Raw genomic sequence first — 13,381 nt, 5'->3', positions numbered from 1 at the left:
CTTGTCGTTTTTGCGAATGTACAGATTGCTCAGACCCGATAGGCCACCGGATCGAAGGTGACCCGTCCGGATCCGTGGGCATAGACCCCCAGAAGGATTCCGGTGAACCCGCCGGCGTTGGCGAAGCTGAGGACCTTGCCCGGGGCATGACCCAGATCGTGATCCCCGTCCAGGCCTGAAGCCCGAAAGGCGTAGCCCATCTCGTCCCCCCTGATCTGGAGACCTATGGGCGACCCGGCAGGCAGGTCCGCGGACCCCACCAGGCTGACCAGGCCAGCGTTGTGTACCTGAACCTGGACATGCACCAGACCATTCCGCGCAGGTTCCACCGCCAGATCCATGTAATGGCCGGCATTGGCGTAGACAGCCAATCCGGCCTGGCCATAATTCAACTGGGCCGGGTCGGGGAGAGCGGCCTCGAAGGTGCAGCGGAAGTCGGTCTGCCGGGTCCCGATTATGGGCGCCCCGTCGTCCAGCCGGAAGTCATGGCCGGTGGCATCCACGAGTATGCGGGCCTCCGTTGGGTCACTCGAACCGGTCACGCTAAAACGACCGGCCCTGTCCAGGGAGGGTGTGATCCAGTCAATCTGGTTCTCAAGGGCCTCCCCCTCGCCCAGGAGGGAGACATCGTAGGACTGGTCGGCCAAGGTGGGCCATCCATCCTTCCAAGCGAACCGGACCGCATAGGACTCCCTGCCCAGCCACCCCTGGGCGGGATACTCATGGTTATTCCGGGTTCCGTGGAAGACCATCAGGGTACGGTCTTCATCGAACCCCGCGCAGTCGCAGTGGCCGATCGCCTGAAGGGTCAGGTGGGTGCTCCGGTTGGTAATCAGGGGGTTGCCAGGACACATCTCGTAGGGGCCTGTGGGCGAGGCGGAACGGGCCATGTTCTCCATGTGGCCAGCCTCGGTGCCACCCTCCGCCCACATCAGATAGTAGACCCCATCCCGTTTGTACATGTGGGGCCCCTCAGGATTTGCCCCGGTGGTCCCTACGCAGATCCTCTCCCTCTTCGACAGGACGGTCCCCGTGCCCACATCCAGACGGGACAGGTAGATACCGGGGACCTCCCTCTTGCCCTCCTGGTCAATCTGGTCGCTTTCATTGCCGCAGATGTAGACGGTTCCATCGTCATCGAAGAGGAGGGTGGGGTCGATACCGGGCCACCCCTTGACCCACAGAGGATCGGACCATCCCTGGTGGGGATCCGGCGTGGTCATGATCATGGTTCCCTTGTTGACGTTGGTGGCGGTCAGGTAGAATAGGCCGTCATGCCAGCGCAGGGTGGGAGCATAGATGCCCCCGCTGTTGCCCATGCCCTCGCAGGGGAACTGGGAAGGTCGGTCCATGGCGTTCCCTATCAGGGCCCAATGCTTCCCGTCGCCGCTTTCGTGTATGGGAAGGCCTGGGAAATACTCAAAGGAGCTGTTGACCAGGAAGTAGCGGCCCGAGGGGGCACGGCAGATGGTCGGATCCGGGTGGAATCCTGAGGCGATCCGGCGGGCGGGTGTGCAGTTGAACAGGGTCATCGCGGCACATCCCTACTGGCGGTCCGCCCTGGCCTGGGCGAAGAGGGATGCCATGTCGGGGTCGAAGAAGCTGCCGGTGGTCCGATCCAGGAAACACATCTCCTTGGTGGATGTATCCCAGAGGACCGGGCAGGATCCGTTCCCCCTGCAGCAGCCCAGAACGGTCGATACCCACTTGAGGTTGCTAGCGTGGTCCTTCCCATCCACGGCCTCGGTCAGCAGACCGTACTCTCCGATGATCACGGGGATGCCGGCATCGATAAAGCGGCGACGCTGGGTAGCAAAATCGGCCTCCACCGCCTTGATGTCCGCCTCACTGCCCCACTCCTGCCTGGGTTTGCACCAGGTGGTGTCGTGTGTGGCCAGGGCGAAATCGGCCGGGGAGTAATAGTGGATGGAGACAATCAGCCGGTCCGCTGTACTGTCCTTGGGCAGGCGGTAACGGGAGTCGCAGGTCATGGCCGTGTCGGTGTTGTAACCAGGAATCAGCAGGAAGCGGTCGGCATTGTGCGATCCGCTGGCCCTGACCGTGTCGACGAAGATCTGGTTGAGCCTTTCCAAGAGGACATAGGCCTGGTCCCGGTCCATGTCATCGAAGCCGATCTCGTTGCCACCCTCCAGAATGAGGTCCTGCCCGTAATCCTTGAACGTGTCGGCGATCTCACGCCAGAGGCCAGCGAACCGTCTGCAGACCCCATCCGGGTCCTTGTCCGCCTTGCGGATCCAAGGGAGATCGCCCTCACCGCCATCGTGATGGACGTTGACTATCACCTTGAGTCCGGCGCCCAGACTCCAGTCGACGGCCCGGCGGACCGCGTTCATCCAGATGGAGTCCACGTGTCCCTCCCCGTCAATCCACTCCACCCAGGTAACCGGGATGCGGATGGTGTCGAACCCGGCCTGTTTGACCAGACGGGCGCACCCAGGGGTGAAGGGCTGGTTGCACCAGAGTCTCTCCTGATCCTCCGGGGTCCAGGTCCGACCCTCCTTCATGGCCTCCTCATGTTCCCCTTGGAGAGGGAAAGCATCAAAGGTATTGCCCAGGTTCCAGCCCAGGCCCAACTGTCTGACGAATTCTACGGCGGTCGTCATGGACATCCACTTCTTTCTGTCGATAAGGCTACCCGATGAGGGATGCACCACCTGACGGCGGGGTCTCCAATCGGAGGGAAGCCTACGAGCACATGCATCCATTCGCGTTTTTCATTCATGCAATCCAGACCCTATCCTGACCCGCCGGTCCGGGCAGGGCCACACCGGGCACAGGAAGCGCCAACAACATGGCAGCAGAGACCAGCTCACATGTGAAGGGGATCGGTGCCAGGCCTGACAAGGACCGGCAGGGTGTGGTAGTCGTAGGTCTCCTGGTACCAGCGTCCGGGCTCATAGGCCTTCCCGGTCAGCATGTTGGCCCAGGGTCGGCCCGTGCCCTCATCAGGCACGTAGAAACGGGCGGTCCCCTCCTCGTTGAAGATCGGGGCCACCAGGATGTCGTCACCCAACATGTACTGGGTGTCGATGTCCTCGCAGGTCGGGTCGCTGGGGAACTCCAGGACCATGGCCCTCATCATGGGCAGGCCCGTCTCATGGGTCTCATGCGACATCTTGATCAGATAGGGCACAAGACGCTGCTTGAGCTTGGCGAACTCGCGGGTGACCTCGACGGCCTCATCCCCGTAAAGCCAGGGGACCTTGTAGGCGGTGGACCCATGGTAGCGGGAATGCGAGGAGAGAAGGCCGAACTGGGTCCAGCGCTTGTAGATATCTGGGGTGGGCTGGTCCTCGAAGCCGGCTATGTCGTGACTCCAGTAACCGAATCCGCTCATGCCAAAGGAGAGGCCGGCCCTCAGGCTTTCGGCCATGGAGGGGTAGTTGGAGGTGCAGTCCCCGCCCCAGTGGACCGGGTAGCGCTGGCCGCCCACCGTCGCCGAACGGGCGAAGAGGATGGCCTGGTCAGCCCCCTTCACCTCAACCAGGAGGTCATAGACGGCCTTGTTGTACAGGAGGGTGTAGTAGTTGTGCATCTTGACCGGGTCGGAACCATCGTCATAGACCACGCCCTCGCTGGGGATGCGTTCTCCGAAGTCGGTCTTGAAACAATCCACGCCCTGGTCCAGCAGGTGTCTGAGCTTGCCCTGGTACCAGGCCGTTGCCTCGGGGTTGGTGAAGTCGACGATGGCCATGCCGGCCTGCCACTTGTCCCACTGCCAGACCTGGCCGTCGGTGCGCCTGATGAAGTACCCCTTCTCGGCCCCCTCCTTGAAGAGCTTGGACTTCTGGGCGATGTAGGGGTTGATCCAGGCACAGACCTTAAGGCCTTTCTGGTGGAGGCGGGCCAGCATCCCTTCCGGGTCCGGGAAGGCGGAATGCTTCCACTCGAAGTTGCACCATTCCAGGTCGTCCATCCAACGGCAGTCGAAGTGGAAGACCGACAGGGGGATGTCCCGTGCCGCCATGCCGTCGACGAACTCGTTGACGGTCCTCTCGTCATAGTCGGTGGTGAAGGAGGTCGACAGCCACAAGCCGAAGCTCCAGTCGGGGACCAGGGGGGGCTTGCCGGTCAGATCGGTGTAGGTGCTGAGCACCCCTTTGAGGTCCCGGCCGCCGATCACTGAGTATGTCAGCTCCTGGCCGGGGACGGAGAACTGGACCTTGGAGACCTCGTCAGAACCGATCTCGAACTCCACCTTGTCAGTGGAATCCACGAAGACCCCATACCCTCGATTGCTCATATAGAAGGGGACGTTCTTGTAGGCCTGGGCCGTGCCTGTACCGCCATCCTGATTCCAGATGGTGACCGTCTGCCCGTTCTTCACGAAGTTGGTGAAGCGCTCGCCCAGGCCGTAGATCTTCTCTCCCACGCCCAGGTCGAGGGACTCGACCACGTGTGGCCTGCCATTGTCATCGGCCACCAGGGCCTTGCCTCTCCAAGCCGACCTGGTCAGCGGACGGCCCTCATACTCGTACTCGAAGTCAATGGCATCGCCCTTGGCGATCTTCAGGACCAGCCTGCCACTGGTGAAGGTCCATCCCTTCTCATCCTCCTCAATCCCCACTGGGGGATCGGTCCGGTTAAGTGTGAACCGGGGGTCATGGCTGTGGTCCTGCCTGTAGTTGATGATCCGGGTGGTGATGATGTCGGGACGGGGGGAGGTGACCTCGATGGTAAGCAGTCCTCCGTCCAAGGTCATGCCGGGGTTCCTGATCACCTGGAAGGGGGCGTAGAGGGTCAGCCTCTTCTCTTCAATGTCCGCGCTGTAGATGTTGGCCGCATATTTGACGTCGAAACCGTCCCGCACAAGCCATTCTCCGTTGAGGAACTTCATGTTCTCCTATCTTTCCTTGTTGTTGTCGGTCACTATGTCCTAGAGCCGGTGACAGCAATCCTGCAGGGTCCGAATCTCACTCCACGTCAATCCGAATGCCCAAGGGCAGGCCGGTGGCCGTGGTGCCGGTGAGGTTCTCGAGACCCTGAACCTTCAGCCCACGGTCCGTCAGCTCGTAACTGACCGGTCCTGCACCCAACTGGCTGACCTGGCGGACGATCCCCTGAAAGACCGACCCTTCCTTGCCCCGTGGAGCGAAGGCCTTAATCAGGGCCCGTCCATCTGTGGACGGCTTGAGCTGGTATGCGTAGATAGCACCTGATACCGAGGTGAACCGGAAATCCTCGGGGGTGAAGACGGCCTCGGTCTGGTCCGCGAAGGACCCCGCTGCCGGGTGGGTGGGGCCCTCCTGAGCGACCCGCCAGGGGCGGGATCCATAGATTCCTTCCCCGTTCACATCCATCCAACGACCGATGGATTCCAGCATCTCCTCCTCCTCGGGGTCGATGGACCCGTCGGCGCAAGGGCCCACGTTGAGCATGAGATTGCCGTTCTTGCTGACCGCGTCGAGGAGGGCGGCCAGGATCTCAGCCACCGACTTGTGGTCCAAGGTGGTCGTATGGCACCAGGAGTTGCGGGCGATGGCAGTGTCCGTCTGCCAGACGAAGGGGGTGGGGTTGGCGAAGCCGCCGCGTTCCACGTCCACGATGCCCGAACCCCAGGCCATACCGTCCATCTTGTAACAGATGGCGGCCGGAACCCCCCACTCGACGGACCGGTCGTAGTAGTAAGCAGCCAGGCGCTGCAAATAGGGCTTGAACGCCTCATGCTGGACCCACCAGTCGAAGTAGAGAAGTTCGGGCCGGTAGGCGTCGATCACCTCGCAGACCCGCAGGAGCCAGTCATCCAGATACTCCTTGGCGGGATAGGGCTTGCCAAAGAGGTCCTGATTGTCAGGCTCGGGCATGGCGGGCCAGTAGAAGTCGCCCCTCTTCATGGGCTGATGCACGTCGCTGTCGAACTCCTGTCCGTGGCCCATGAACCACCAGTGCTCAGCCCGGTGGTCGGACAGGGCGAAGTGAAGGCCCTGTCCGAGGGTGGCCCGTCGCAGCTCGCCGATCAGGTCGCGGTGGGGCCCCTTGTCGAAGGCGTTCCATTCCGACAGTTCGCTGCGGTACATCTGAAATCCGTCGTGGTGCTCGGCCACGGGCATATAGTAGCGGGCTCCGGCACGGCGGAAGAGGTCCAGCCACTGATCTGGGTCGAAACGCTCCGCCTTGAACATGGGGATGAAGTCCTTGTAGCCGAACTCCTTCTGGGGTCCGTAGGTCTTCACGTGGTGGTCGAACTCCGGATACCCCTTGATGTACATGTTGCGCGAGTACCACTCGTTATGGTAGGCGGGCACGCTGTACAGGCCCCAGTGGGTGAAGATGCCGAACTTGGCATCGGTGAACCAGGTAGGGGGCTCCATGGCGCAGAGGGAGGCCCAATCGGCCTTGAAGGCGCCACGGCTGATCTCGGCATCCACCCGCGAAAGGTCACCAGCCCCGGCCACCTCCTCACGCAAGGGACGGAACTCCTGTTCACTTTTCGTCATCGAATGTGGTCCTTCCCCAGTCGAAGCCGACGGCTTGGAGCCAGGACCTGGCCACCAGCATATGCCCCTCAATTCCGGGGTGGCAACGGTCCATACTGAGTATGTAGCTGCTCTGTTTCTTGAGGAAGTGATCCATGGCAGCCTGGACATCCACATAGGTAGCCCCATGCCGGTCCGCCATCTGCCTGGCTACATCGGCATAGCGGTCGACCATGGCCCTCATCGGGTCATCCCTGTTGGGCTCCATCATGAAAGGGCTCATGACAATCAGGCCCTTGACACGGGGCTCGGTCCTGCCCATCAGATCCTCGTAAGTGTGTTCGAATTCATCCAGAGAGACCAGGTCCGCCTGGCGGAAGGGACCGTCGAAATGACGCCAGACGTCATTGATCCCTATCATGACGGAGACGTAGTCGGGCTTCATATCGAGCACGTCCCTGTCCCACCGGGCTGCCATCAGCTTGATGTCGTCCCCGCTGACTCCCTCGTTCATGATCATGAGTTCCCGGTCGGGGTAGACGGCGGTAAGAAGGGCGTGGACCAAGTTGACATAGCCATCGCCGAAGGAGCCCCAGCCGGCGGGAACGGCCTTGTAATCACGGTTGACATCAGTGACTGAGTCCCCGCAGAAGACGATCCTTGAATTCTTTTCAAATGGGAGCATGCAGCTCTTGCACCTCATTTTCCTTCTCTGTCTTTTTGTGTCATTCACGGCAGGGCCCCTGATCGGGACCGAGGCCGCATTCATAACCGGCGACCGGGAAACCCATCCACTGCGCCACCGGCATGGCAAGGGGAGCGCGATGGAGGGCGGTTCGATTGGCCGCCCACCCGGCTAACGCTCCCCACCGGTACATGTCTGACGGCGGGGGGGGGGGGGGCACCATGGCTCCCCCCGCCTTACCGTTCGGCGCGAAATCAGTTGCCTTCCGACGCCTCGCGGTTAGCGAACTGCTTCTTGATGTTGATGCGGGCCGTGTTCTGGTCCTTGGCGTTCTTCATGTCTACATCCAGGACTTGCTTGAAGCCCAGTCCGTCGACCTTGGAACGCATCCCGTCCATCAGACTGTTGAACTCGTTGTCATCCTTGGCGAAGACTGCTTTCCAGGAGGTGTTGACGATTTCGGTCTTCACCTGACCACGCAGGGTGGAGATCTGGGAGGACTCATCGGGCTGAATGAAGCTGGAGCCGGGGGCGATCATGAGCTTGTTCGCTTTCTCCAGGTACTGCATGGAGGTCTTGGCCCCGTCCATGTGCTCGGACCAATCCTTGTCCAGGGCGGAGTTACTGAACTGGTCAATGGTGGACTTCCACATGCTGGAGTCGTAGGGCTCTTTAGTATCGGGATCGATGTCAGTGGCCAGCTCGGTGGTGAAGTTCAGGGCGGATACGCCGTCGGAGTAAGAGCCGCCGCCGAACTGGGCGGAGACCTTGGAGGACTTGTCGCTCTGGAGCTTCTTGCCGAAGTCGGTCAGCTCGGGCTTGCCGTCCTTGATGTCGAAGTTCATGCCCTTGACGCTGCCGGCCATGGCGTAAACGCCCTCCTTGGAGTAGAGCCAGTCGATGAAGTTAACCAGGCGTTGCTTGTTCTTGGCCTTAGACCCGACAGCGATGATGGCGGCTCCGCCATTGGGGGTGGCTCCGTAGGAGAAGATCTTCATGTCACCCATGGGGGCCAGCATATAGCCCTTGCCCTGCGCCTTGTTTTCCGTGGTGTTGTAAGCGGCGGGCCCCAGATAGCTCCAGAAGGAGAAGAGAATCTTGCCCTGCTGGTACTTGGCCGACATGGTGTCGTAGTTCTGGGTGGAGGACTCGGGGTCGACCAGGCCCATCTGGTTGGCCTTGTTGAAGAACTGAAGGGCCTTCTCGTACATTCCGCCCTTCTTGGTGACCGACTGGTAGTCGGAGCCGTCGGCCTTGGCCAGGACGAAGCCCATCTCGTCGTAACCGAAGTAGGTCGTGGGCTGCTTGGCGTTGTTCATCATGTTGCCGTCCCAGTCCTTGAAGAGGGAGAAGGCGTAGACGTTCTTGTCGCCGGTCTCGGCCCGGGCCTTGTCCTGCATCTGCTTGAGGACCTGCAGGAAGTCATCCAGGTTGTTGAACTTGGGATAGCCGATCTCACGGTAGTAGTCCCAGCGGATATAGGGGCCGAAGACGGGCTCGTTGCCCTCGGAGGGGTCGGTCGGGCTCTTGGTGGAGACACTCTGCGGCACCCCCCAGACCCCGCTGCTTTGGCCCGACAGCTTGTTGAGGGCATCGGTGGCGGTCTTGTACTTCTTGATGTTCTTGGCATTCTTCAGGTACGGCGTCATGTCGTCAATCAGATGGGCCTTGATCAACTTGGTCAGCCGGCCGTTGCCGGCCCCGGTGATGACCAGATCGCCCAGGTTGCCAGCTGCTGAACGGGTGTCGAAGAGGGTGCTGCCGCCACCGGCCACATTGGGCGAGATCATGTTCAACTGAATGTTGAACTTGTCCTTGACCATCTTGGCGAACCAGCCCTTCTGGATGCCCTGGTAGTTGGCCAAGTCGTCATAGACATCCACCTTCATCAGGGAGCCGTCGTCCTTCTCGTTGGCGGAGTTGCCTCCTCCGCCGCCACAGCCGGCCAGGGCCAGCGAGGCTGACAGCACCGCTGCCGTCACCACTGCGAGTTTGCTCTTCTTCATGGTTTCCTTGTTACCTTTCTCTGCCATAGTCTGGTTTTCAGACTCCCCGGTCGGCCCGTGCGGTCGCCCGGCACGGGCTGTCCGGAGTGGACAAATCTTCACGTGAGGTCGGGGTCGCCGGGAAATCCCGACGGAGGCCGGACGCCCATCTTCCGGTTCACTTCTTGTCTTCGAACTGCTTCTTGATGTTCACCCGGGCCGTGTTCTGGTCCTTGGCGTCCTTCATGTCCACATCGAGAACCTGCTTGAAGCCCATCCCGTCAACTTTGGAGCGCATCTCATCGAGGATGGCATTGAACTCGTTGTCATCCTTGGCGAAGGAGGCTTTCCAGGAGGCGTTGACGATCTCGGTCTTCACCTGGCCACGAAGGGTCTTGATCTGGGAGGACTCGTCCGGGGTCACGTAGCTGGAACCGGGGGCCACCAAGATCTTGTTGCTCTTCTTCAGATATTCCATGGTGGTCTTGGCCCCGCCCATGTGGGCGGACCAGTCGGTACTCAGAGGGTCTGTGTTTTTGGCCAGCTGCGAGGGCCACATGCTGGCGTTGTAGGGGTAGCCCGTGGAGGGATCCTTGTCCTGGACGATCACAGTCGGGTAGTTCAAGGCCGAGACCCCGTCCTTGTAGGTGCCGCCCCCCCAATCGGCCGGCACGTTGGCACCGTTGCCAAAGAGGACCTTCTCGCCGAAATCGGTCAGCTCGGGCTTGCCGTCCTTGACCGTCCAGTTCAGATTCTTTGGACCAGCGGACCCGCCGGTCTGGGCACCAGAGGCGTAGACTCCCTCAGACGAATAGAGCCAGTCGATGAAGTTGACCAGGCGTTGCTTGTTCTTGGCCTTGGAACCCAGGGCGATGAAGGTGCTCCCCCCGTCGGGCGTGGCTCCGTAGGAGAAGATCTTCATGTCTTCCAGGGGGGCGATCATGAAGCCCTTGCCCTGGGCCTTGTTGTCCGTGGTGTTGTAGGCTGCCTGCCCTAGCCAAGGCCAGAAGGAAAAGAGGATCTTGCCCTGCTGGTACTTGGCATACATGGTGTCGTAGTTCTGGGTGGTCGACTCGGGGTCGACCAGGCCGGCCTGCGATGCCTTGTTGAAGAACTGGAGGGCCTTCTCGTACATTCCGCCCTTCTTGGTGACCGACTGGTAGTCGGAGCCGTCGGCCTTGGCCAGGACGAAGCCCATCTCGTCGTAACCGTAGTAGCAGGTGGGCTGCTTGGCGTTGTTCATCATGTTGCCGTCCCAGTCCTTGAAGAGGGACATGGCGTAGACGTTCTTGTCGCCGGTCTCGGCTCGGGCCTTGTCCTGCATCTGCTTGAGGACCGTGACCAGATCATCCAGGTTGGCGATCCTGGGATATCCGACTTCCTTGTAGATGTCCCACCGCACATAAGGGCCGAAGGTGGGCTCCAGCCCCTCGGAGGGCTCCGTAGGCGGCAGGGAAGTGACCGACCCGGGCAGCCCCCAGACCCCGCTGGTCTGTCCAGCCGTTTTGTTGAAGGCATCAGTGGCGGACTTGTACTTCTTGATGTTCTTGGCATTCTTCAGGTACGGCGTCATGTCGTCAATCAGATGGGCCTTGACCAACTTGGCCGCCTGGCCGGAGCCGGAGCCGGTGATGATGATGTCGCCCAGGTTCCCGGCTGCCGAACGGGTATCGAAGAGGGTGCTGCCCCCGCCCGCAACATTGGGAGCCACGATGTTCAACTTGAGGTTGAACTTGTCCTTGACCATCTTGGCGAACCAGCCCTTCTGGATGCCCTGGTAGTTGGCCAGGCCATCGAAGACGTCCACTTGCATAAGTGACCCATCGTCCTTTTCGTTGGCTGAGTTGTCCCCCCCGCCACAGCCCGCCAAGGCCATGGACACGGTTATGACAGCAGCAGCCACCGCCGTCAGCTTCTTGGCTTGCATTGTTTCCCCTTTCCAGACACTGTCCGGCTCCTGGGCCCGCCCTGTCGCCTTCGGCAAGTCGACGGACCGCAGGTCATCGGGAGTGTTCTGACTTCCGCTTACATCCTTGTTGTTCATACGATTGTCTCAATGGCCTGCAGGGCCCTCCTCGGTCCATGCTCCCGGCCTCTAGGCCTCTGCCCGCCGACGGCTCCGTGGTCTTCTTCGGATCGGCGGGGCCACTGCCGACCTCGCATCTCTCATCGATTTGTCCTCCTTGATGAATCGACATGAACGCTTCTTGGCCGCCGCGTGGGATCAGATCCACACAGCAGCGAGGTTGCGCCTCCTCTCGATCAGCCCTTGACTGCGCCGAGCATCATGCCCTTGACGAAGTAACGCTGGAAGAGCGGGTAGATAAAGAGGATGGGCAGGACCACGATCACCGAGACGGTCATCCTGATCGACGACGGGGTCTGCTGGGTGGCCAGAGCAGCCATGTTCAAGGCCCCGCCAGCGCTGGCCTTGACGGCGCTGGCCAGGGAGCTTGCTTGGTTGATGTACTGATAGAGCAGGTACTGCAGGGAGTAGAGCTTGGAATCAGTCATGTAGATCAGGGTGTCCTGGAAGGAATTCCACTGGCCCACGGCCGAGAAGATGGCCACCGTGGCCAGGATCGGCGTGCACATAGGCAGGACGATCTTGAAAAAGACGGTCAGGGTGCCGGCGCCGTCCACCTCGGCCGCCTCCTGGAGGGAGGAGGGGATGGATTCGATGTAGGTCTTCACCAGGATGATGTTGAAGGGCTGCACGATGGCCGGCAGGATGTACACCCAGAAGTTATTGGTCAGACCCAGGTTCTTCATCGTAATGAACATGGGAATCAGGCCGGCATTGAAGTACATGGTCACGATGATGAAGCGGTACCAGAACTTGCGGTGCCACATGCCCTGCTGGGTGAAGAGGAAGCCCAGGAAGGCACTGGCCAGCACGGTCAGGGTCGCACCGATCACGGTACGTCCCAGGGAGACCATGGCAGCCGTGCCCAGGCCCTCCAGCTTGAAGACCTCCACATAGTTGCTCCAGTGGATCCCCTTGGGCAGGACGGTGATCTTGCCGGCGGCACTCAGGGTGTTGTCGGAGATGCTGTTGATGATCAGGTAATAGAACGGGTAGACGCAGATGAAAGCGAAGAGGATGAAGAAGGCGATGTTGAAGACATTGAACACCTTCTCGCCCTTGGTCCGCTGCAGGAGAGGAGAGACACCCTTCGATCCGATTGCCATGCTGTCACTCATGATTGTTTTCCCCTTAACGCTCAGATAATTGACTCGCCACGGGTCCGCTTCGAGGCCCAATTGACCAGGAACAGGAGGACCACGCTGACCAGGGATTTCAGCATGGATATGGCAGTAGCGAGAGAGAGGCTGTTCTGGCCCATGCCCACGTTGTAGACGTAGAGGTCAAGCACCTGGATGTGCTTGAGGTTGAAGGCGTTCTGGAAGACGAAGTACTGGTCCATCCCATTGTTCAGGAAGTTGGAGACGCTCAGCATCAGCATGACCAGGTAGGTGGGCATGAGCTGCGGGACCGTGACGTGGATGATCTGCTGGAACCGGTTGGCGCCGTCCACTTGGGCGGCCTCGTAAAGCTCCGGATCAATGCCTGCGATGCCCGCCAGATAGAGTATGGACCCCCAGCCCAGCCCCTTCCACAGGCTCCACAGGAGCATCTTGATGTAGGTCCCGCTGTCGGAATCCAGGAAGTGGATGGGCTGTGAAATCAGGTGGATGTTCTGCAGGAGCTCATTGACCATGCCAGTGGAGGAGAACATGGCGAATGCCACGGCGTAGACCAGGACCCAGCTGATGAAGTTGGGCAGGGTAGTCAGGGTCTGGATAACGTTCTTGAAGTGTTTGTTGCGAATCTCATTGAGGCCGATGGCGAAGAACAGCGGAAAGAATGAGGTCAGAATGCCCAGTCCGCTCATCACGAAGGTGTTGATCAGGACCTGGCCGACCGTGTGCAGCTGGGCCGGGTTCTGGACGATCATCTTGAACCACTGGAAGCCGACGAATTCGCTCTCCGACAGGGGAATGGGCGGCTGATAGTCATAGAAGGCATACACCCAGCCGAGCAGAGGATAGTAACTGAAGAGGATGACCAGTATCAGAAAGGGGACGGTCAAAAGGAAGAGGTTGATGCTGTGTTTCTTCTTGCCGCTTATGCCCCCTTGGCGTTTAGACCTACTCCGCCGGGTAGCGTTCAACGGAATGTCGCCAGTTGACATCCTGCCCTCCTGTCTTTTCCCATAAGCCCGCTTCCTTGCGTTGCCAGCCATGCGCCGTATAGATCGTAGTAGGCTTAT

The 13,381-nt window shown here is 60.4% G+C and carries 9 protein-coding genes; all 9 read right to left on the bottom strand.

Annotated elements, in window-relative coordinates; translation table 11 throughout:
- Window positions 1-29 precede the first annotated feature (29 nt).
- A complete protein-coding gene (locus tag GYM67_RS00970) occupies window positions 30-1,532 on the bottom strand; it encodes a glycoside hydrolase family 43 protein (RefSeq protein ID WP_220236724.1) in 1,503 nt (500 codons plus the stop codon).
- A gap of 12 nt (window positions 1,533-1,544) precedes the next feature.
- Window positions 1,545-2,630, bottom strand: a complete 1,086-nt coding sequence (locus GYM67_RS00965) for a glycoside hydrolase family 5 protein (protein ID WP_258561522.1) — start codon at window positions 2,628-2,630, stop codon at window positions 1,545-1,547.
- A gap of 200 nt (window positions 2,631-2,830) precedes the next feature.
- Window positions 2,831-4,858, bottom strand: a complete 2,028-nt coding sequence (gene yicI / locus GYM67_RS00960; RefSeq protein ID WP_220236723.1) for an alpha-xylosidase — start codon at window positions 4,856-4,858, stop codon at window positions 2,831-2,833.
- A gap of 76 nt (window positions 4,859-4,934) precedes the next feature.
- Entirely contained in the window at window positions 4,935-6,458 is a 1,524-nt protein-coding gene (locus GYM67_RS00955; protein ID WP_220236722.1) for an alpha-L-fucosidase, read from the bottom strand.
- Entirely contained in the window at window positions 6,445-7,122 is a 678-nt protein-coding gene (locus GYM67_RS00950; protein ID WP_258561521.1) for an SGNH/GDSL hydrolase family protein, read from the bottom strand. The genes GYM67_RS00955 and GYM67_RS00950 overlap by 14 nt, the downstream gene beginning before the upstream one ends.
- Before the next feature lie 254 nt (window positions 7,123-7,376).
- Window positions 7,377-9,128, bottom strand: coding sequence for a type 2 periplasmic-binding domain-containing protein (locus tag GYM67_RS00945; protein ID WP_220236720.1), 1,752 nt, complete (start codon window positions 9,126-9,128; stop codon window positions 7,377-7,379).
- A gap of 157 nt (window positions 9,129-9,285) precedes the next feature.
- Complete coding sequence (locus GYM67_RS00940; RefSeq protein ID WP_220236719.1) at window positions 9,286-11,034, bottom strand: type 2 periplasmic-binding domain-containing protein; 1,749 nt, start codon at window positions 11,032-11,034, stop codon at window positions 9,286-9,288.
- Between the two features lie 335 nt (window positions 11,035-11,369).
- Window positions 11,370-12,311, bottom strand: a complete 942-nt coding sequence (locus tag GYM67_RS00935) for a carbohydrate ABC transporter permease (RefSeq protein ID WP_258561520.1) — start codon at window positions 12,309-12,311, stop codon at window positions 11,370-11,372.
- A gap of 20 nt (window positions 12,312-12,331) precedes the next feature.
- Window positions 12,332-13,303, bottom strand: a complete 972-nt coding sequence (locus tag GYM67_RS00930) for an ABC transporter permease (protein ID WP_258561519.1) — start codon at window positions 13,301-13,303, stop codon at window positions 12,332-12,334.
- Window positions 13,304-13,381: the final 78 nt, after the last annotated feature.

The organism is Bifidobacterium asteroides, assembly GCF_019469425.1.
Taxonomy (GTDB): domain Bacteria; phylum Actinomycetota; class Actinomycetes; order Actinomycetales; family Bifidobacteriaceae; genus Bombiscardovia; species Bombiscardovia asteroides_I.
The sequence above is the reverse complement of the archived record's forward strand: the minus strand, read 5'-3'. Positions and strand labels throughout refer to the sequence as shown.

Bases quoted from the DNA above. Each gene is read 5' to 3' on its own strand.
- GYM67_RS00950 (WP_258561521.1), bottom strand. From the start codon at position 7,122: ATGCTCCCATTTGAAAAGAATTCAAGGATCGTCTTCTGCGGGGACTCA.
- GYM67_RS00940 (WP_220236719.1), bottom strand. From the start codon at position 11,034: ATGCAAGCCAAGAAGCTGACGGCGGTGGCTGCTGCTGTCATAACCGTG.
- GYM67_RS00970 (WP_220236724.1), bottom strand. From the start codon at position 1,532: ATGACCCTGTTCAACTGCACACCCGCCCGCCGGATCGCCTCAGGATTC.
- GYM67_RS00935 (WP_258561520.1), bottom strand. From the start codon at position 12,311: ATGAGTGACAGCATGGCAATCGGATCGAAGGGTGTCTCTCCTCTCCTG.
- GYM67_RS00955 (WP_220236722.1), bottom strand. From the start codon at position 6,458: ATGACGAAAAGTGAACAGGAGTTCCGTCCCTTGCGTGAGGAGGTGGCC.
- GYM67_RS00945 (WP_220236720.1), bottom strand. From the start codon at position 9,128: ATGAAGAAGAGCAAACTCGCAGTGGTGACGGCAGCGGTGCTGTCAGCC.
- GYM67_RS00965 (WP_258561522.1), bottom strand. From the start codon at position 2,630: ATGTCCATGACGACCGCCGTAGAATTCGTCAGACAGTTGGGCCTGGGC.
- yicI (WP_220236723.1), bottom strand. From the start codon at position 4,858: ATGAAGTTCCTCAACGGAGAATGGCTTGTGCGGGACGGTTTCGACGTC.
- GYM67_RS00930 (WP_258561519.1), bottom strand. From the start codon at position 13,303: ATGTCAACTGGCGACATTCCGTTGAACGCTACCCGGCGGAGTAGGTCT.